Here is a 19968-nt window from a genome sequence, read left to right on the forward strand (position 1 = left end):
AGTACGTGTACGTCCTACTGTAAGAACAGGACGCGAAGCGTGCAAGGCCGATCTCGTGATCCGGCCGCTTTCGTGATCCGCTGGCTAGAGGAAGGCGTCGAGCGCCATTCCGGCGTAGGCCACCCGCTGCAGGAGTCGGACGAACTCGTCTCGGTCGGAGACGGTTATCGGAGCGAGCAGCCGGTGCTGTACCGCTTCGACGCGAGGCGACGCCTGCTCGGCCAGTCGGATCGCGTCGTCGGTCAGCGAGAGGACATTGCCACGCCCGTCGTCGGGGTCGCGATGTCGAACGATCCGGCCCTGCCGGACGAGACGGTCGACGATGTCTGCACCGGTGGACTTGTCGACCGCTGCGAGCAGGCAGGTAGTTCCCTGGTTGATGTGCGGCGACCGGGCGAGAACGTGCAGGACGGCGTACTGGGGCCCGGTCAACTCCCGACCGAACTCCGCCTTCCAGATCGCAGTGTGCGCCTGCTGTGCCCTGCGGATGTGGTGGCCCGGCACGTCGAGTGCCGCGACCTCGGTTGCTGCGTAGTCGACGTCCGGGGCGGACCGTCGCCGGTCTGCGCGCGGCGAGCCGACGGCGCCGGCTCCGCCCGCGATCAGCCGAAGACCGCGCAGCAGGTCGCCCCGGTCGCCGTCCGCGACCGCCTCGAGGAGACGATCTTGTACTCGTCCGACCTCGGGCACGAGCTGGGCGAAGGCGGCTCGAGCTGCAGGTGTCAGGGCCAACTCGTATCGCCGCCCGTCGTCCGCGTTCCGTCGGCGGGTGATCCATCGCGCGCGCATCAGGCGGGCGACGACATCGGCCGTGGACGACTTGTCGAGCGCGACGATCTCACTGAGCAGTCGCTGGTCGATGCCCGGACGGTCATCGAGTGCCGCGAGCACCCCGTACTGCACGCTGGTGACGCTCTCGCCGATCTCGTCGAGCCAGATGCCCGTGTGAATGCGCTCGCATCGGCGGATTAAGTGCCCGCAGAGGCTTGAGAGCTGCAGGGCCGTCGAAGGCGATGGGCGGTCCGAATCACGGTGTGTTCCGGACACGGTGGGCCTCCCTCCGGACCCGGACGGCCGAGTACCTCTCGACGTCCATTGCGCTTTGACGGGTCGCCCCACCCAACTATGGTGCGAGCGGCGGACGCGGTCGTCCCCTTCCAACGTATGCAGGAGGCCCCATGTCAACCGTCACGGCCGATGCGAACCGCGCAGACCTCACGAGGCTCGACGTGAGCCTCGTGGCTCCAGTCTTCAACAACGTGCCGCTGTGGGTAGCGGACCGACTCGGCCGCTTCGCAGACGCCGGCCTCGACGTGCGGATCGACGTCCTCTTCGGGGTCGAGAACGTCTCGCGGTCGCTGCTCGACGGGTCGACGCAGATCGCGATCGGTACGCCCGAGAGCGTCCTGAGCCTGACCTCCCCGAGCGAGCTGATCATCGTGGGAGGGAACGCCAGCAAGCTGAGCAACGCGCTCATCGCCAGGAGGGGCATCGGGTCCATCGGTGAACTCAGAGGCGGGGTCATCGGGGTCTCGCACACCAGCGAGGGAACGGGTCTTCTCGTTCGGGAGATGATGTCCGCGAACGGACTGCACCACCTCGAGGACTATGAACTGCGATCCATCGGTGTCGCATCCAGACGGTGGGAGGCGATCCTGGACGGGACCATCGACGCCGGCCTGCAGACGTCACCCCACCGGTACCTGGCCGAGCAGCTCGGTTTCCCGAGCCTCGGGCAGATCGCCGACTACGTGCCGGACTACCAGTTCACGACGATCAATGTTCGCCGCGATTGGGCCGAAACCCACGCCGATGCGCTCAGGCGCTTCACTCGATGCGTGTCGTGGGCGACTGCGTGGATGTCGGAGCACCGAGAGGCCACCATCGCAATCGCGTCGGATCGGGTGTCGAGCACCGAGGAGCACGCGGCTTTGGACTACGACCACTTTCGGGCGACCGGCAGTTTGCAGCCGGATCTGCAGCTGAGTGCTGCGGGCATGGCGAACGTGGTCCGGCTCATGGACCGGGCCGGGACATTGCGTGCGGGCACGCCCGAGGAGCAGGCTCGTCGGATCGACCTCTCCTACCTGCCGCAGGTGTGACCGTGACGCGGACCTGACAGAGCGGGATCGATTCGACTCGACACGAGTACGCTGCAGAGCAGAACCATAATCTGCCTTGCATAACAAGGTGCCGGCGCGGCCGAGCGGAGAAGTCATGTATGCGATGCGCGTCAGCATGGACATCAAGCCCGGTCGCATGACTGAGGCCGTCCGGCTCATGGGATCGATCATGGAGCGCGTGCGCAACGAGGACGGCTGCCTCGCGTTCGATGTCGGTACCTCGACGGAGTCGAACACCATGTTCATCTACGAGTCGTTCGTCAACAAGGCGTACCACGACGACGTGCACGAGTCCTACCCCGAGGTGATCGAGCTCCTGGGGTCGATCAACGACTTCGTCGAGGGTCCGATGAGTATTGAGACGATGCAGCTGCGGTACTCACGCGATTCCGGCGCCAAGCTGCTCGGTCCCGGCGAGTGACGTCTTCAAGGAAGTGCACATGAACACGATCAGTACCACGGGGACTGCCGGCGGAAGCCCGGACGGCCCCACCCAGGCCGTCATCAGCGCTGAGATCGCCGACGCTCACAGTGCGGCGCGGGCGGTAGGACTTCCGGTTCGCCATCCGTCGCGGGACTTCCCGCCGTACCGCAGCAGCACGTTGCGGCATCCCACTCATGAACTCGTCCGCGTCGACCCGGAGGAGATCGAGCGCACCGCCCCCACCTTCGGCCATGTTGACGTCGACGAGTACGAGAGCGATCTGACCATTCAGCACGCGGGGGAGCCGCTGGGCGAGCGGATCGTCGTGACCGGCCGGGTTCTGGACGGCGAGGGCCGTGCTGTGCGCGGCCAACTCGTCGAGATCTGGCAGGCCAACGCCTCCGGGCGCTACGTGCACAAGCGCGACCAGCATCCTGCGCCGCTCGACCCGAACTTCACGGGGGTGGGTCGAGCGATCACGGGGGACGACGGCTCCTACCGATTCGTCACCATCAAGCCCGGGCCCTATCCCTGGCGGAACCATCGCAACGCGTGGCGGCCGGCCCACATCCACTTCTCGCTCTTCGGTACCGCGTTCACACAGCGGCTCGTGACGCAGCTGTACTTCCCGGGCGACCCGCTCTTTGCGCTCGATCCGATCTATCAGTCGATCCCCGACCAGGCCGCGCGGGATCGACTCGTCGCAACCTACGATCACGATGTGACGCAGCCCGAGTGGGCCACGGGGTACCGCTGGGACATCGTGCTGACGGGCGAGACGTCGACCTGGATGGAGGCCGACGACGGTGAGCATTGAATCGACGGTGAGCACTGAAGCAACGGTGAGCGCTGAAGCGAGCGGTACGCCGCCTGAGCCGGACGTCGCGCGTCCCACGAGCACCGAACTGCTCGCCGATAATGAGCAGCTCCCGCCGAGGCAGCCGGCCGGTCAGACTCCGTCGCAGACGGTCGGCCCGTTCTTCGGTTATGCACTTCCCTACACCGGAGGTCCGCAACTCGTCCCGGCTGTTCGGCCGGACGCGATCCGGTTGCACGGCACCGTGTTCGACGGCGCCGGCGCTCCCATTCCCGATGCGCTGCTGGAGCTCTGGCAGCCCGATGCGTCCGGCGCACTCGTCCGCCGCGCAGGCAGCAGGCGCCGAGAACGCGGCGACTTCACCGGGTTCGGACGCGCCGCGGTGGACGTCGAGGGGAACTACGAGTTCGTCACGATCCTGCCGGGCCCGATCGGTGGATCCGCTGCGCATTGGGCACTGTTGACCGTCTTCGCCCGGGGTCTGCTGCACCATCTCTTCACCCGCGCGTACTTCGTGGAGCGTGACGGCGCCGTCCCATCGGACGCGCTGCTGCAACGCCTTCCAGCGGACCGTCGGGACACGCTGCTCGCGAGGGAGCACCAGCACGGACGCTATCGGTTCGACATCCACCTGCAGGGCGACAGCGAGACGGTGTTCCTGGACTACCCCGGTGTCGGCGCCTCGGATGGGCGCTGATGCCCGTGCCGGTCGATCTGGGCCTGCTCGATCCGCTCACCGACGACGTCGCGCTCCTCATCGGGGACGCCGCCTATCTCGATGCCATGGTGCAGGTCGAGCGGGCCCTGCTCGGGGCACTCGCCGACGTCGGGGCCGCAACGCCCGGGGTCGAGCACGCGCTCGACGCGGTGGCGGCTCGGCTGGACCTGCCGGCGATCGCGGCGGCCTCGGCACATGACGGCAACCCGGTCCTCCCGCTGCTCGCCGCCCTCCGCCGCGTGCTTCCAGACGAAGCGGCAGACCGGCTGCACTACGGAGCGACCAGCCAGGACGTCATCGATTCCGCCGCCATGCTCGTCGCGTCGGCTGCCCGCCTCGCGGTCCTGCAGACCCTCGCCATCACCCGGGCACAGCTCGCGACGCTCGCCGACCAGCACCGCACGACACCGATGGCGGGACGAACCCTGGGTCAGCACGCCGCACCCACGACCTTCGGTCTCCGCATGTCCGTGCTGCTCGATGGCGTGACCAGAGCGGCGGACCGCCTCGCTGCAGTGGAGCTCCCTGCACAGCTCGGCGGCTCCGTCGGGTCGCTTGCCGTGCTCGTGGATGCGCTCGGTATCGAGCGGACCGAGGCGCTGCGCCGTTCCTTCGCCAGCCGCCTCGGGCTCGCGTATCGATCCGGGGTGTGGCAGGTGGAGCGATCCGCTGTCGCCGAGCTGGGCGCGGCGCTCGCCGGGCTGGTGGTCGCTCTGGGGCGAATCGGGCTGGAGGTCGTGCAGCTCACCCGCACCGAGATCGCGGAGGTGGCCCTGGAGCAGAGTGGGGGCGGCTCGTCCGCGATGCCGCAGAAGCACAACCCCGTGCCTGCAGTGCTGCTCGTCGCCGCGGCCCGTCGCGCTCCCGGGCTGGCCGCCACGCTGCTGGCGGCCGGACTGGCGCTGGACGACCGCCCGGCCGGAGACTGGCACGCCGAGTGGCCGGCGCTCAGGGAGCTGCTGCGCCTCGCCCTCGAAGCTGCCGCGGCCGCGCGGTCGACTGTTGGCGCGCTGCATGCAGATCCCGCTCGCATGCTCCGCAATCTCGCTCTGTCACGTGGCGCCGTCCATGCCGAGCGGGCGCAGCGCGCTCTCGCCGTCTTCTTCGGTGGACGCGGCGCTGCGGATCTCGTCGCCGCAGCGCTCGCGGACGAGGGGGACTTCGTCGACGCCCTCATCGAGTCGGTCGAGCGGACGCCCGGTGTCGACCCCGTGGAGATCACGGCCCGCCTGCGGGAGGTCACCCGGCTCGGCGGCCCGATCGGACTCAGTCAGGAACTCATCGACGACGCGGTTGCCGCCGCCGAGGGGGACGTGAGGTGATCCCCCTTCTCCACGGGGTGACCGATCCGACCGGCTCCTCCGCGTCGGCGACACGGCTGCTCGTGCTCGGACCGTCGCTCGGCACCACCGCCGAGACATGGGACGCGGTCGCAGAACGGCTTCGCCCGACGTGCCGGGTCATCCGGTTCGACCTGCCCGGTCACGGTCGTAGTCCGGCCAGCACACACCCGTTCACGGTGGCCGAACTCGCCGATGCGGTCGTGGCGCTCGTCGATTCCGTCGGTGGTGGCCGGTTCGCCTACGCGGGCGTTTCGCTGGGTGGGGCGATCGGCATCGAACTCGCAGCCGGCCCGCATGCGGGCAGGCTGGACGCGCTCGCGATCGTGTGCTCCAACGCGCGGATCGGAACGCCCGACGGGTGGCGCGCTCGCGCGGCACAGGTTCGCGGTCAGGGCACCGCCTCGGTCGTCGCGGGTAGCGCCGAGCGGTGGTTCGCGCCCGGTTTCCTCCAGCGCGAGCCGGATGTGGGAGGCCGGGCGCTGAGTGCGCTCGTCGATGTCGACGACGAGTCGTACGCGGCGTGCTGCGAGGCTCTCGCCGGCTTCGACCGTACCGAGCATCTCGCCAAGGTGGTGGTTCCCGCCCTCGTCGTGCACGGCGACAGCGACCTGGTCGTGAACGTGGCCGACGCCGAGGAGCTGGCCGCCTCGATTCCCGGGGCGGGACGCGTGCAACTCCATGACGTCGGTCATCAGGCGGAACTCGAGGCGCCCGAACTCCTGGCCGCGGCACTCACCGACCTGCTCGACGGCGTCGTGGCGCCGGACCACCGCTACGCGGCCGGACTCGCCGTGCGGCGAGAGGTCCTCGGCACTTCGTACGTGGACGCATCGCTCGTCTCGATCACGCCCGAGACGGTCGACTTCCAACGATTCATCACCGAATACGCGTGGGGATCGGTCTGGACGCGACCCGGCCTCGATCGCAGGATGCGCAGCGCGGTGACCATATCCAGCCTGGTCACCGGACGTCACTGGCACGAGCTCGAGCTGCATCTGCAAGCAGGCCTTCGCAATGGACTGACCAGGACGGAACTCACCGAGATCCTGCTGCAGACGGCGATCTACGCGGGAGTGCCCGCGGCGAACAGCGCATTCGGCGTGGCCAAGCGTGTCTTCGCGGAGGACGACGAGGCGATCGGTCGCCGATCCGACGTCGCCGAACACTGATCGCGACGCGCGTCTCGCCACTGCAGGTACGAGGTCCACGCCTGGTGCGGACCACCCGTGCGACATGTCGAGTTGTGCGGCAACCCCTTCCGTAGCGCCGGTATCGCCGTCTTGCCCTGTAGATAACGCTGCAGTGAGGGTGGTTGTGGAGGAGTCGACGCGCCGTAGCCGAGGTAGGGGTTCGGCTGATCCGGTGTGTCTCTCGGTCTTGGATCGGCTGTCGGTGGTGGGTGGTTGAGTGCAGGTATGCAGTCGGCGACCACCACCCGCGAAGCGCTCGACGGCGCGCTCGCCGCGGTGCTCGCTGCACCCGTGCTGCCGCGGACCGCGACCGATTCGGAAGTCCTCGCTGCGGTGGAGGGGTGGGAGGCGATCGGTCGGGTCGTCGATGCCCGCCGGGTCCGTGCCGCCGCGGAGGTGGAGTGGCGGTCCCGGGTGCAGTTGAGCCCGAATGGTCTCGCCGAGCAGTACGACGCCCGCGATGGCGCGGACCTGGTCTCCACGGTCGCCCGGATCGGGACGAAGGAAGCCAAACGCCGCATCGGCGTCGGCACCGCGCTGCTGCCCCGCCTCGGCCTCACCGGCGATGAGCTGCCCGGCCGGTACCCGGTGATGACCGCCGCCGTGAACGCGGGTGAGGTCGGGATCGAAGCGGCCCGCCTGGTGGTGGAGACCCTGAACTCGGTGCGGAAGCGGACCACGATCGAGAACCTCGAGATCGCCGAAGCCGAACTGACCGAAGCCGCCGGGATCCTGACCCCGGACCTGCTGTCGGTGCAGACCGCGACGTGGGCGGAGTACCTCGATCCGGACGGTACTGAACCCGCTGATGAAGCCCGACGACAGAAACGTGCGTTCCGGCTCGGGCGTCTCGGGGTGGATGGATTGACGTCGTTCACCGGGCGCGCGACCCCGGAAGTGGCCGTACTCCTCCGGGAAGCGCTCCAAGCCCACCGGCGTGGGGTGCGGATGACTTACCAGCCGGCCGGCGGTGAGGACGCCGAGGACCTGGAATCCACGTGGAGGGAAACCGACGGCGACCAGAGGACCACGACGCAATACGACTTCGACACCTTCGCCGCCATCATCACCGCAGGAGTCCAGGCCGAACACGACGGGACTGTCGGAACCAAGGCCGTTCACGAGGTCGTTGTCCACGTCACCGCTACCGACCTGGAACACCGCACCGGGGGTGGCTGGCCAGAGGGCATCCTCGCCCGACTCCCGATCCCGACGGTGGAACAGATCGCGTGCGACGGACGGACACGACTGCTGGTCACCGGGGAGCAGGGCGAACCCCTCTACTTAGGTCTCTCGAACCGCCTGTTCACGCCCGCACAGAAGAAAGCCCTCGCCGCGAGGGATGGTGGCTGCGCCTGGCCGGGCTGTACTGCTCCCGTCGCCTGGACCGACGCGCACCACATCGCCTGGTGGCATCGCGACCAGGGACCCACCGACATCGACAACGGGGTCCTGCTCTGCAGCCACCACCACCACCTGATCCACAACACCGACCGACACGAGATCCGGCTCCACGCGAAGCAGCCACACCTGGTACAGAAGGACTGGAAGGGACCGCCGCTGCCCCGACACCGGATGCAACGACACCCCATCAACCACGTGCGCGGAACGCCCAAGCGGATGTAGGACGCGGAACGGCCGTGGAACGCCTCCCGACACGGGCGCTGACCCGCGTCCGGTACCCGCTCTGTTGTCACCTGATCCGTCGGCGACTCGAGCGCGCTACTGCTGCTGGCTGCGCCGTCGTGCACTCAGCTGTGCGTGCGCCGGACGATGACGGCGGTCGCCTCGATCTCGTCATCGCAGACCACCTCGGCGGCGAAGCCGTTCCCGCGGAAGAGGCCTGCGCTCACCGGCGCCTGTCGTTCGCTCGCTTCGATCGCGAGTACCCCGTCCGGCGTCAACCAACCGCTCGCATCCGACGCGATGCGCCGATGCAGGTCCAGGCCGTCGGCTCCGCCGTCGAGGGCGATGCGATGCTCGTGGTCGCGTGCCTCCGGTGGCATCAGGGCGATCGCCTCGGTCGGCACGTACGGCGCGTTCACGACCACCAGGTCCAGGGCGCCGCGTAGTCGATCCGGGAGTGCGTCGAACAGGTCGCCTTCGAACACCCGGCCGGCCGGCAAGTTGCGGCGAGCGCAGTGCACCGCCGCCTGATCCAGGTCCGCACCGAACACGGCCGCGTCCGGGCGCCGAAACGCCACCGCCGCGCCGATGCCACCCGTACCGCAGCACAGGTCGAGCACAGTCCCGTGCCGCGGAGCGAGCCCCGCCGCGAGGTCGACGAGCAGGGCGCTGCGCTGCCGCGGTACGAACACACCGGGCTCGACCACGACCCTGATGCCCGCAAAGTCGGCCCAACCGACGATCGCCTCCAACGGCTCGCCCCGCACGCGCCGCCGCACCATCTCCGCCAGCATCGCCTCGTCGAGCACTGTCCCGCCGCCGGATGCCTCGATCAGGATCGCCGCCTCGTCCTCGGCGAACACGCATCCGGCGGCCCGCAGCTCGGCGATCAATGCCCCCGTATCCACGCTCGGTCCGTCAGTCACTCCGGTGCCTCGGCCGACGACCGGACCACCGTCAGCAGGTGCACCCGCGTCTCTCCGTAGTCGCGGGAGCGGACGGATTCGATTTCCGGCGGCAGATGCGGCGACGGTCCGCGAGCGGACCGCTCCAGCACGAGCGTCGCGTCGTCCGCGGCCCGCACGGCCAGCAGCCGCAGATCGTCGGCGACCTCCGTGTCCGGCAGGTCGTAGGGCGGATCCAGGAAGACCAGCGTCGGCGCCGCAGCGTCCCCGAGCGGCATGGAGGCCAGGGCGGGCAGGGAGGCCAGGACCGGCAGGGAAGTCAGGTAGGTGTGCACCGGCCGGCCGACCACGGTCACCAGCGGGCGGTCCGCCTCCGGCAGGGCGTCGGTCACGACGCGCACGTTCTGCCGCAGCACCGCCAGCGCGCCTCCGCTTCGCTCCACCAGCACCGCACTCGCGGCGCCCCGGCTGACCGCCTCCAGTCCGAGCGCCCCGGAGCCGGCATAGAGGTCGAGCACCCGCGCGCCGTCGAGCACGCCCCGTGCCTCGAGCGCGGAGAAGATCCCCTCCCGCACCCGGTCGCTCGTCGGGCGCGTGCCCGATCGCGGGGTGCGCAGCTGCAGCGAGCCCGCCGCTCCGGCGATGATCCTGGGCACGACATCCACCCTGCACCCTTCCCGGCCCGCCCAGACCGATGTCGCGCGTCGCCGCACGGCCCCGTGGAGTTCCTCCAACCGATTCGGCCGCAGGCAGGAGGTCGCCGACACTGATCGGATGCCATCGCCCGACCGCACGCCCCGTCCCTCCTACGTCAAGTCGCTCTTCACGGGTCGCCCGGCCACCGAGCTCGTGCTGCCGTACCCCATCCAGACCGCGCCCGACGCCTCACGAACGGCCGAATTGGCGGCCACGGCTCGCCGATACCTGACGGAGACGTACGACCCGTGGCGGGCCGAGCGCGACGGCTGGGTCGGCGACGACACCGTGCGCGACCTCGGCGAGCTGGGCTTGACCGGCCTGTTCGTGGAGGAGCGCTTCGGCGGCGCGGGACTCAGCCAGACCGGGTACTGCCGGGTGATGGAGGAGTTCGGGCGCGTCGACGGCACGCTGGCGGTCGTGATGGGCGTGCACCAGTCCATCGGCACGAAGCCCATCCACCTCTTCGGCACGGAGGACCAGAAGGCCCGCTGGCTGCCCGATCTGGCCGCGGGCCGCAAGCTGGCCGCGTTCGCGCTGACCGAGCCCAACGTCGGGTCCGACGCCTACCACGTGGAGACCTGGGCGGAGCGGCAGGCCGACGGCAGCTGGCTGCTGAACGGCGAGAAGCGCTGGATCGGCAACGGCGACCGCGACGTGCTGACGGTCTTCGCCCGCAGCGACCTGGGGCATGTGGCGCTCGTCGTCGAGGGCGGGACGGAGGGGGTCGAGACGGGTCCGCGGTTCGAGACGGTAGGCCTGAAGGCGAACCGGCTGCAGCGCGTGCGCTTCACCGACGTGCGGGTGCCGGCCGAGAACCTGCTCGGCGAGCCCGGCGACGGCTTCCGCATCGCCATGGCGACGCTGAACAACGGCCGCATGTCGATGGGGACCGCGATCGCCGGCGGGATGAAGACGTTCCTGAAGTTGTCCGTCGAGCACGCGACCGCGCGCCACCAGTTCGACCACCCGTTGATCGAGTTCGAGCTGGTCGCGGACAAGCTCGGCTGGATGTCCGCGCAGATCTATGGGCTGGAGGCGCTCAGCTACCTGACCACGGGCCTCGTGGACAGCGGCGTCGCGGACTACTCCATGGAGTCCGCCCTCACCAAGGTGGTCGCGAGCGACACCGGTTGGTACGCGCTGAACCGTGCCATCCAGCTCCACGGCGGCGACGCCTACATGGACGACCATCCGCTGGCGAAGGCGCTTCGCGACTTCCGCATCTTCCCGATCTTCGAGGGCGCCAACGACGTGCTCCGGGCCCTCGTGTCGCTGAACGGCCTGAAGGCGGTCGGTGCGGAGCTGGAGCCGCTCGCCCGCCTCGGCAAGGGCGGAGTGGCCGGCGCCGCACGCACGCTGGCGCCGTATGTCCGGGACCGCGCCGTGCGCACGGTCCGTCCGCCGCGCCTCGCGGGCGTGCATCCGACCCTGACGCGAGAGTCGGCCGCGATCGCCGGGCAGACCGCACACCTACGCGCCGCCACCGAGAAGGCCGTGACCCGCTTCGGTCGCAGCGTGCAGGACCGGCAGCTCGTGCAGCGCCACCTGTTCACGGCCGCGGCGGGCATCACCGCGCAGACCGCGGTCGTCGGCCGGCTCTCGGGGGCGATCGAGCGAGGCGACGCGACGATGGAGACCGAGCGGGTGCTGGCGGCGCTGTTCCTGACCGAGAGCGCCCTCAGCGTGGAGGCCGCCTTCCGAGCCTTGGAAGCGGACCCGCGCGGAGCCCGAGAGGGCGCCCGCGTCACCCGCCAGGCGGGCCGCTACCCGTTGGACTGAACGCCAGGATTCGCATCCGGTGTGCTCGAGTCCGGTCCGAGCGGCGAATGGGCGAGTGGAACGGTTGAGAGGCTGATCGTTCGGCCGCACACTCCTCTGTGTGGGAACGCGTCGGGTCGTACGTCGGTTGCTCGCCGTTTTCTCGGGCGGTTTCCTCACAGCTGCGGTCGTCGCCGTCGGCGTGACCGGCTGCGGCGTCGCCCCGGGTGCTTCGCGGGCGGCGGAGTGGCCCGGAGGCCCATCGGCGTCGCCGTCCGTGCAGGTGTCCGGGACGAGCGTCCCCTACGACAAGCCCGATGTGTGGCGCCTCGCCTCCATCTCCTCGCGGGGCTCGAAGGAACTGACCGTGTTCGCGGTCGGGTCGGAGGACCGCGGCGGAGGTGCGTGCGGGCCGCCTGTGATCCGCACGACGGCGGCGGAGAGCGCGACCGAGGTTCGCGTTCTGGTCGCCGCCTACCAGCAGCCGTCGCGCGACGCCATGGCCTGCCCGGCCATCGGCTACATCGCGTCCCCGCACCTGCTCGTGCTGCAGCAGCCGCTCGGCGAACGCAGGCTCGTCGAGGCATCGACGGGTGCGACGCGGTCGGTGCTGGACGGCTCGAGATACCCGGATGTGTCCCAGCCGCCGTCTTCGTTCGGTCGCCCGACGCTGCAGCGGCAGCAGGACCGGCAGTCCGTCGAGCGCGTCTGGAGCGGCTCGGACGGGACCTCCCTGCGCTTGGAGACCATGCCTCCCGCTGCCGTCCGGGAGTTCGGTCCGTACGGGCGCATCGTGCGCCAGTTCACCATCGACGGCGTGCCCGCGACGATCTACCAGGCGCCCGGTGGCCGCTACGGGCAGATCGCCGTGCAATGGACGCCGAATCCGAAGCAGACCATCACCCTCTCGTTGTCGAACACCCCGAAGCGACAATGGAACGCCGATCAGGCCGAGTCGGTCGCCCGCTCTGTCACCGGCTACCACGTCGCGCCGACGGGGCGCCTTCCGCAGCCGAGCACGCCCGGCACGGCCGCAGCGGTTTACAACAGCGCCGACGGCCCGGTCCGGCACGCCGAGAACCTGCTGAAGAGCAGCGGCGTCTACCTCGGCGTCAGCTGTCAGGGCGCCGGCGAGGTCGATATCGCGCTGCGCGGCACCGCCTACATCTTCGACTGCACGGGTACGATGAGCCACGAGGTGCGTAGGAGCACGGGCAAGCCGTTCCAGGAGTTCTTCCTCGATGTCGACGCGTCTCCCGGCGTCCGATGGGCGATCACCCTCGCCCGCGCCTCCCTTGACGGCACATGACCGGCGTCGAGGTTCAGTTCTCGACGGGACCGAAGGCGGATGCGTCGAGAAGTGAACCTCCGACGGGGTCGCCTCCATCCAAGGTTCACTTCTTGACGCTCGTCAGCGCCTCGCGCGTCCAGATCCGAACCTCGACATCGTTCGGTTCGGTGGGCGGAGTCGTCGTGCCGCGGACCTTCTTCTGGCGACGAACCCGGGATACCGTCACGACCCTCTCGCGTCTGCGTCACCGCTGACGGGTGAACGGAAGAACTCGACGCGCGGTCCCGGATCGACCGATCCCGCGAGCCACCGGCCTCGACGACGTGAGGAATTCAGGAGGATTCGAGGTTCGGCGGTCGATCCGGGCCTGGATCGACTGAGTTCCTCGAAACCTCCTGAATTCCTCGGCCCGCTGGCGCCGCAGCACGCCCGGTCGCACCACCGGGGATCCGCGCTTCGCGCAACCACCGGCCTCCGTCGGGCCCCACTCCTACGATGGAGGCATGCCTGGGCCGCTCGATGCCGCGCTCCCCGGGGTGATCGGGGAACGGTCCGCCAAGCTGCTCGCCAAGGCGCTCGACGTGAAGACGGTCGGCGATCTGCTCACGCACTACCCGCGCCGGTACGTGAAGCGGGGCGAGGTCAGCCGCCTCGACGCGCTGCCGCTCGATACCGACGTCACCATCGTCGCCGACGTGCTGCGCGCCGGCGAGCGACCGATGAAGGCCAAGCGCGGCTCGCTGCAAGAGGTGCTGATCTCCGACGGCACCGGCACGTTGCAACTCACCTTCTTCAACCAGTCGTTCCGGGTGAAGGAGCTGGTCGCGGGCGCGCGCGGCATGTTCACCGGCAAGGTCACCCTCTACAAGGGCATGCGTCAGTTGATGCATCCGCGCTACGAGCTGTTCCACGACGCAGGCGCCGAGCCGCCCGATCCCGAGAAGGACCCCGAGGGCGCCCGCGTCTGGGCCGAGCTACCCATCCCGATCTATCCCGCATCCGCCTCGATCGACACCTGGCAGATCCGCCGGGCGGTCGACCTGGTGCTCGAATCGGTGAGCGGATTCGACGACCCGATGCCGCTCGAGGTGTGCCGGACCGCCCGCCTGATGGGCTATGAGGCCGCCCTGCGCCGTATCCATCAGCCGCAGCATGACGGCGACTGGCGTCAGGCCAAGCGCACCCTTCGGTTCCACGAGGCGTTCCTGCTGCAGACCGCGCTGCTGCAGCGCCGCCAGATCCGCGCGATGTTCGCCGCCACGCCGCGGGTGCCGCAGCCCGGCGGCCTGCTGGAGCGCTTCGACGCCGCCCTGCCTTTCCAGCTGACCGACGACCAGCTGGCCGTCTCGGCCGACATCGCAGCCGATCTGGCCGGCGACGTGCCGATGCACCGGCTGATCCAGGGCGAGGTCGCGTCCGGCAAGACGATCGTCGCCCTGCGCGCGATGCTCGCGGTCGCGGAGTCGGGCGGCCAGGCCGCCCTGCTGGCCCCGACTGAGGTGCTGGCGGCGCAGCACCTGCGCTCGATCTCCCACGTACTCGGTCCCGAACTGTCCGCCGAGCTGATGCCGACCCTCGTCACCGGCGCCATGACCGTGGCGGAGCGGCGTCGCGCGGCACTGCGCCTGGTCACCGGCCAATCGCGCATCGCGATCGGCACGCACGCCCTGCTGTCCGACAGCACCGAGTTCTACGACCTCGGACTGGTCGTGGTCGACGAGCAGCACCGCTTCGGCGTCGAGCAGCGCGAGGTGCTGCGCCGCAAGGGCAGCGCGCCGCACACCCTCGTGATGACCGCCACGCCCATTCCGCGCACCGTGGCCATGACGGTCTTCGGCGACCTGGAGGTCTCCACGATCGCGCAGCTGCCTTCGGGCCGTGCCGGCATCGAGAGTCACGTGGTCCCGCTCGCCGAGAAGCCCGGATGGATGGGCGGAGTCTGGCGGCGCGTGGCGCTCGAGGTGCAGCAGAGCCGGCAGGCGTACGTCATCTGCCCGGCGATCGGCGTGGACGACGACGAGGGCGACCTGGCCGACGACCTGGCAGGCAGCCCTCCCGAAGCGGCGCGCGCCAGCGTCACCGCGACCCTCGCCGACCTGCAGACCGAGCCGCAGCTCGCCGGCGCCCGCGTCGCCGCGCTGACCGGCCGCATGCCGGCCGCCGAGAAGGACCGGGCGATGCGGGAGTTCGCCGCCGGGTCGATCGACGTGCTGGTCGCCACGACGGTCGTGGAGGTGGGCGTCGATGTCGCCAACGCGATCGTCATGGTCGTGCTCGACGCCGACCGGTTCGGCGTCTCCCAGCTGCACCAGCTGCGCGGCCGGGTCGGTCGTGGCGGCCTGCCCGGGCTGTGCCTGCTCGTGACGTCGGCCCAGATCGGCACCGTCGGTCGTGACCGGGTGGAGCAGGTCGCGAAGACCACCGACGGCTTCGCCCTGGCCCAGGTCGACCTGGAGCTGCGCCGCGAAGGCGATGTGCTGGGCGCCAGCCAGTCCGGGGCGCGCACCTCGCTCAAGCTGTTGCGCGTCGTCAAGGACGGCGACATCATCGCCGAGGCGCGCGAGGCCGCATCCGCCACCCTGGCCGGCGACCCCGGGCTGGATGCGCATCCGGCACTACGGGCGGCGATCGAGCGCTCCAGCGACGAGGACGCCCGCGCCTTCCTCGACAAGGGCTGAGATGCCCGCCGTCTCCCTCACCGTCGCCGTCGGCGGACCGACTCGATCCGCAGAACCAGGCTCGATCCATAGACTCGGTGCAATGCACAGGGAGCCCGGATCATGACCCGCATCGCCGTGGTTCCCGGATCGTTCGACCCGGTCACGCTCGGGCATCTGAGCATCATCCGACGGGCCGCCGCCATCTTCGACCAGGTGCACGTGCTGGTGGTGCACAACCCCGGCAAGGCGGCCCTGCTGCCGTTCCCGCAGCGGGTGACGCTGCTGCGCTCCGCCATCGCCGACGCGGGTGTGCAGGGAGACATCCAGGTGGCGTCGTGGTCCGTCGGGCTGCTCGTCGACTACTGCACCCAGGTCGGTGCGACCGTGCTGGTGAAGGGCATCCGCTCCTCCGGCGACGTGGCGTACGAGACTCCGATGGCCATCGTCAACAACGATCTGGCCGGGGTCGAGACGGTGTTCCTGATCGGCGATCCGGCTACCAGTCACGTGTCCAGCTCGCTCGTGCGGCAGGTCGCGGCGCTCGGCGGCGACATCGCCCGCTACGTGCCGGCGGCGGTCGCCGCGGTGCTGCAGCCGCGCGGAGTGGGGCACGTGGATGCTTGAGGCGGCCGGCGCCGCTGCCGTCACGGCCGTCTGCCGCGTGTGGGCGCTGCTGCCCGATCGCGGCAACGGCGTGACCGGCATCGACAAGCGCGTCGTGCCCGGCCCCGTCCGGGTGCATCCGATGGGCCTGCACGGCGACGTGCAGGTGGATCGCAAGTGGCACGGCGGACCCGACCAGGCGGTCTACGTCTACGCCGACGAGGACGCCGACTGGTTCGCCCGCGAGCTGGGCCGCGAGATCCCGCCCGGGTTGTTCGGTGAGAACCTGCGCATCCGCGGCCTCGACGTCTCCGGCGCCGTGATCGGCGAACGGTGGCGCATCGGCGCGAAGGCTGTGTTCGAGGTGACCCTGCCCCGAGTGCCGTGCGGCACCTTCGCCCGGCGGATGGCTGTGCCGGGCTGGGTGGACCGCTTCACCGACTACGGCGCCCCGGGCGCCTACCTGCGCGTTGTCCGCACCGGCGAACTCGCTCGGGGCGATCGGGTGCAGGTGCTGTCGAGGCCCGAGCACGGTGTGACGATCGGCGAGTGGTTCCGCCACGCTGCGGCCAGGGATGCGACGACCCTGCTCGACGCGGCGGCGGAGGGACAGTTCACCGTCGCGCCCGAACTGGTGCGGATGGCGCAGCACTCGCTACGCAAGGCGACCCGCACCCCCGTCCGATAACGCCTGCGCCTGCAGCAGTAGCCGCCCTACCTCCGCCCTGCCCCGCACCCGCCCTGCCTCCGCCCCGCAGAGCGCAGAGCGCAGAGCGCAGAGCACGACAGCAGGACCAGGTCCGGACAGCAGGCTCCTGGTCGACTAGCCACCTGCTGTCGGGACCCTGTCCTGCTGTCGGGCCCTCCGAGGAGCCGAGCGGGCCGCGACGGCGGCGGGTCAGCCGCGACGATCGTCCGGGAGTCGGGACCAGCACGCGGCCGCGACGGCACGGTCCTGCCAGGCCATGCCGACCCCCTTGAACACGCGCGGTCGTGTCGGCGATGGATCCGGCTCGCGGCGGATGACGGAGGTCAGTTCGGCGAGGTCGCCCTCGGCCAGGGCGCCGAGCCGGATGGCCTGGATCACGTCGCCCGCCTCGCGCAGCGCGGTCGCGCGTTCCTCGACGACCACGTCGGCGGCGCCCATCAGGTGTTCGTCCAGCTCGCGGTGATCCGGGCTGTGCGATCCCATGGCGATGACGCAGGCGGAGGGGGGAACGTCGTGTCCGTCGAACAGCGGGTCAGCGGAACTCGTGCAGCAGGCGATGATCTCCGATTCGGCAACCGAATCGACGCTCCCGACCGATGAGTCGACTCCCATCCCGCGGCAGCGCTCCACGAACCGGGCGGCCGACTGCGCGTTCCGCCCGACGACCTCGACGTGCGCGACGGGCCGGACGGCCCGGATCGCCTGGACGTGGCCGAGCGCCTGCGGCCCGGTGCCGAAGACGAGCAGGCGCGAGGCGTCCGGTGTCGCCAGCGCATCGACGGCGACGGCGGAGACCGCCGGTGTGCGCAGCGCCGTCAGCCCGTTCCCGTCGAACAGGGCCCGCACTTCCAGGGTCGTCGGATCGAACAGCACGTAGACGGCACTGATCCTGGGGAGCCCGACCGACGGATTCCCCGGCGCCACCGTCACGATCTTCACGCCCACCGATTCGCCCGCCAGGGACGGCATCAGCAGCATCTCGCCGTTGTCCAGGGGCAGCGACGACCGCTGCGGATCGGCCGTGACGTCCAGCCCGCCGAGCAACTCGTCGCGGATCACGGCGATCGCGTCCCCGACGGGGACGGTTCGGGTCAGCAGGTCGGTACCGATCCACGGGGGCCCGTCGTCCGTCATCCCTGGTGCTCCTCGCTCGGTTCGGCAGCCGGTTCGGCTGCGGGTTCGCCGGTCGCTTCGGCGATCGGTTCGGCAACGGCTTCGGCTGTGGCGGTCGACCCGGTGACGTGCAGGTGCACGCGGGGGAGCAGCCGAATCTCGGCGAGCTGCTTGTGGTCCGCGAGCGCGATGGGCAGGGATCGGGAGTACAGCTCCATCGCCGCGATGGCACCCAGGATGATGATGGGGTCGCGGGTGGCCAGGATGATCCCGGCGGTCGCGGTGCCGAGCCGGATCTGCTCGGCCAGGATGGACGACGACGAACTCGACCCGCGGCTCGCCGTCATCACGAGGATGCCGCCGGACAGGTTCAGTCCGGCCTCAGGATGCCGCTCGTCGACGATCGTGCCCTCGAGGCTGGTTCCGCCCCAGAACGAGATCGGCGCCGTGAGGGCGTGCACCCGCCCGGTGCCGTCCCCCGGGTGCAGCGGGACCAGGGTCAGCGTCACGGGCTGTTCACGACGCGGCTCATACGTCCGTCCCGATGACGGAGCGATGCACGACCGTCCCGGCATATGCCGAGTCGACGCAGTCCTGCAGGCTGCCGAAGGCGACCCCGATGCCGAGGTTCGCCGGCGCGTACCAGGCCCATTTGCCCGAGTTGGTCATGACCACGCGGATGGCGGGGTCCAGCACCGCGGAGACATAGGTGCAGGTGTCGGTGAGGATGCGCACCCCGGCACGCTGGCAGGTTTCCGCGTAGCCGACTTCCGCCGCCTCGGCGAGCACCGCGCGGCTGGTGGAGACGTAAAACGGGAAGCCGTCGGGGAGCGGCCCGCGCTCGTCCAGCAGTCCCGCCAGAGCACCGAACTCGGTCAGGGAGAAGTGCGGTGTCCCCACGCTCACCGCGTGCAGCGTCGTGTCGGGCGAACTCGTGAGCGCGCTGCGGGCGGCCCGCCAGTCCGCGACCGCCACCGGGATCGACTCCGGGGGAGCGGCGCCGGAGCGCACCGCATCCAGGGTGGGCGCCTCCGGGGTGACCCCGACGATGTGGAACAGCGCGATGCCTCCCGCGGACGCGGCCGTCGACGCGAACGCCTTCAGCTGATCCTCCGATGGGCGATCGGCGATCCCGGTGATCGCGACCACGCTGCCGCCCGCCCGCCTGCCGATCAGCGCGCCGAGCACGGCCCAGCCCGACGTGTCCTGCAGCAGGGCGGCCGGCAGCGCGGCGCAGTCGAAGACAATGGATGCGAGCCGGTTCTCCGACAGGTGCAGCCCTGCGAGCGGTACCCGGCCCGTGATCGCGGCGCAGATGTCGACGAAGTCGCCGTACCGGTCGGTCCGTGCGCCGACGACGGAGTTGACGAACGAGATCGCGTTCGATTCCGCCCAGGCGATGTGGTCCCCGAAGGCCGGCCGGGTCGCGAGCTGGTAGGGCGCACATGTCCATGTCGGCGCGCAGCCGAGGGCGCGGTAGCTCGCCATCAGCTCTCGTCCCACCCCGGTCTTCTCGGTGGGGCGAATCAGCTCCGGATGCATCAGGTCGAAGGAACCCACGTTCAGGGTCGTCGGCACCGATACCCGGGCGCCGAGCTCCCGCAGTCGCTCGCTGAAGTCCAGACTCACCTGCCCGTTGTAGAGGCAGCCGTCCACGTGCGCGGCGGTGATCGGTTGCAGCGCCTGTGCGCCGAGCGCGTTCGCGAGTCCGACGATCACCCGCATGGCCAGCGCTGTTCCGGGCCCGTCGTCGCCGGCCAGCAGGCCCCGCTCGGCTTCGCTCAGCGCGACCGTGCTCAGGATGGGATCTCCTCTCGCCCGCGGTTCGATGACGTTCGAGCCGGCCCGCGCAACCGAGCGACTCCGGCTACCACTGTGGCAGAGCGCGGCCCCTTCCCGCGTCCAGGACCCCCGCCGCCCGGCGCCCGGCGCGACAGCAGGACCAGGTCCCGACAGCAGGTTCCTGGTCGACCGGCGACCTGCTGTCGG

General features: G+C 70.3%; 19 protein-coding genes. 12 read left to right on the forward strand and 7 right to left on the reverse strand.

Annotation, left to right across the window (positions count from 1 at the left end):
• Positions 1-84 precede the first annotated feature (84 nt).
• Positions 85-1047 (reverse strand): MarR family winged helix-turn-helix transcriptional regulator, encoded by a 963-nt coding sequence (locus ACFE7H_RS01690; protein ID WP_375399457.1) that lies wholly within the window; start codon positions 1045-1047, stop codon positions 85-87.
• Positions 1048-1178: 131 nt separating this feature from the next.
• Between ACFE7H_RS01690 and ACFE7H_RS01695 the strand changes: the two genes are divergently transcribed.
• The 7 genes from ACFE7H_RS01695 to ACFE7H_RS01725 all read left to right on the forward strand — a co-directional run bounded on the left by ACFE7H_RS01695 (position 1179) and on the right by ACFE7H_RS01725 (position 8241).
• Complete coding sequence (locus tag ACFE7H_RS01695) at positions 1179-2102, forward strand: ABC transporter substrate-binding protein (RefSeq protein ID WP_375399458.1); 924 nt, start codon at positions 1179-1181, stop codon at positions 2100-2102.
• A 115-nt stretch (positions 2103-2217) separates the two neighbouring features.
• Entirely contained in the window at positions 2218-2544 is a 327-nt protein-coding gene (locus ACFE7H_RS01700) for a putative quinol monooxygenase (protein WP_375399459.1), read from the forward strand.
• Positions 2545-2563: 19 nt separating this feature from the next.
• Positions 2564-3364, forward strand: coding sequence for a protocatechuate 3,4-dioxygenase subunit beta (gene pcaH / locus ACFE7H_RS01705; RefSeq protein WP_375399460.1), 801 nt, complete (start codon positions 2564-2566; stop codon positions 3362-3364).
• A 7-nt stretch (positions 3365-3371) separates the two neighbouring features.
• Entirely contained in the window at positions 3372-4061 is a 690-nt protein-coding gene (gene pcaG, locus ACFE7H_RS01710; protein WP_375399461.1) for a protocatechuate 3,4-dioxygenase subunit alpha, read from the forward strand.
• Complete coding sequence (locus ACFE7H_RS01715) at positions 4061-5404, forward strand: lyase family protein (protein ID WP_375399462.1); 1344 nt, start codon at positions 4061-4063, stop codon at positions 5402-5404. Before pcaG ends, ACFE7H_RS01715 begins: the two co-directional genes overlap by 1 nt.
• Positions 5401-6594 carry an alpha/beta fold hydrolase gene (locus ACFE7H_RS01720; protein WP_375399463.1) on the forward strand — a complete coding sequence of 398 codons (1194 nt, stop codon included), beginning with the start codon at positions 5401-5403 and terminating at the stop codon, positions 6592-6594. The genes ACFE7H_RS01715 and ACFE7H_RS01720 overlap by 4 nt, the downstream gene beginning before the upstream one ends.
• Before the next feature lie 246 nt (positions 6595-6840).
• Positions 6841-8241 (forward strand): DUF222 domain-containing protein, encoded by a 1401-nt coding sequence (locus ACFE7H_RS01725; protein WP_375399464.1) that lies wholly within the window; start codon positions 6841-6843, stop codon positions 8239-8241.
• Between the two features lie 125 nt (positions 8242-8366).
• Here the strand turns inward: ACFE7H_RS01725 and ACFE7H_RS01730 are convergent, their stop codons facing one another.
• Positions 8367-9149 (reverse strand): putative protein N(5)-glutamine methyltransferase, encoded by a 783-nt coding sequence (locus tag ACFE7H_RS01730; RefSeq protein ID WP_375399465.1) that lies wholly within the window; start codon positions 9147-9149, stop codon positions 8367-8369.
• Positions 9150-9163: 14 nt separating this feature from the next.
• A complete protein-coding gene (locus tag ACFE7H_RS01735) occupies positions 9164-9802 on the reverse strand; it encodes an RsmD family RNA methyltransferase (RefSeq protein WP_375399466.1) in 639 nt (212 codons plus the stop codon).
• 118 nt (positions 9803-9920) lie between these two features.
• Here ACFE7H_RS01735 and ACFE7H_RS01740 point away from each other — a divergent pair, with 118 nt between their 5' ends.
• The gene (locus ACFE7H_RS01740; RefSeq protein WP_375399467.1) at positions 9921-11624 is read left to right on the forward strand and encodes an acyl-CoA dehydrogenase family protein; all 1704 of its coding nucleotides are present in this window, start codon (positions 9921-9923) and stop codon (positions 11622-11624) included.
• A 100-nt stretch (positions 11625-11724) separates the two neighbouring features.
• Positions 11725-12912 carry a hypothetical protein gene (locus ACFE7H_RS01745; protein WP_375399468.1) on the forward strand — a complete coding sequence of 396 codons (1188 nt, stop codon included), beginning with the start codon at positions 11725-11727 and terminating at the stop codon, positions 12910-12912.
• Between the two features lie 85 nt (positions 12913-12997).
• Here ACFE7H_RS01745 and ACFE7H_RS01750 read toward each other — a convergent pair whose 3' ends face one another.
• Entirely contained in the window at positions 12998-13120 is a 123-nt protein-coding gene (locus tag ACFE7H_RS01750) for a hypothetical protein (protein WP_375399469.1), read from the reverse strand.
• A 277-nt stretch (positions 13121-13397) separates the two neighbouring features.
• Here ACFE7H_RS01750 and ACFE7H_RS01755 point away from each other — a divergent pair, with 277 nt between their 5' ends.
• The 3 genes from ACFE7H_RS01755 (at position 13398) to ACFE7H_RS01765 (ending at position 16845) form a co-directional block, all read left to right on the forward strand.
• Complete coding sequence (locus ACFE7H_RS01755; RefSeq protein WP_375399470.1) at positions 13398-15572, forward strand: ATP-dependent DNA helicase RecG; 2175 nt, start codon at positions 13398-13400, stop codon at positions 15570-15572.
• A gap of 102 nt (positions 15573-15674) precedes the next feature.
• Entirely contained in the window at positions 15675-16178 is a 504-nt protein-coding gene (coaD, locus tag ACFE7H_RS01760; protein WP_375399471.1) for a pantetheine-phosphate adenylyltransferase, read from the forward strand.
• Complete coding sequence (locus ACFE7H_RS01765; RefSeq protein ID WP_375399472.1) at positions 16171-16845, forward strand: MOSC domain-containing protein; 675 nt, start codon at positions 16171-16173, stop codon at positions 16843-16845. The genes coaD and ACFE7H_RS01765 overlap by 8 nt, the downstream gene beginning before the upstream one ends.
• Before the next feature lie 210 nt (positions 16846-17055).
• Here the strand turns inward: ACFE7H_RS01765 and ACFE7H_RS01770 are convergent, their stop codons facing one another.
• The 3 genes from ACFE7H_RS01770 to ACFE7H_RS01780 are packed head-to-tail and all read right to left on the reverse strand — an operon-like array spanning position 17056 to position 19809.
• Positions 17056-18000, reverse strand: a complete 945-nt coding sequence (locus ACFE7H_RS01770) for an ornithine cyclodeaminase family protein (protein ID WP_375399473.1) — start codon at positions 17998-18000, stop codon at positions 17056-17058.
• A complete protein-coding gene (locus ACFE7H_RS01775; protein ID WP_375399474.1) occupies positions 17997-18488 on the reverse strand; it encodes an aconitase X swivel domain-containing protein in 492 nt (163 codons plus the stop codon). Before ACFE7H_RS01775 ends, ACFE7H_RS01770 begins: the two co-directional genes overlap by 4 nt.
• A gap of 19 nt (positions 18489-18507) precedes the next feature.
• Positions 18508-19809, reverse strand: coding sequence for an aconitase X (locus ACFE7H_RS01780; protein WP_375399689.1), 1302 nt, complete (start codon positions 19807-19809; stop codon positions 18508-18510).
• Positions 19810-19968: the final 159 nt, after the last annotated feature.

The sequence above is a fragment of the uncultured Amnibacterium sp. genome (assembly GCF_964250715.1).
In the GTDB taxonomy this organism is placed as follows: Bacteria; Actinomycetota; Actinomycetes; order Actinomycetales; family Microbacteriaceae; genus Amnibacterium.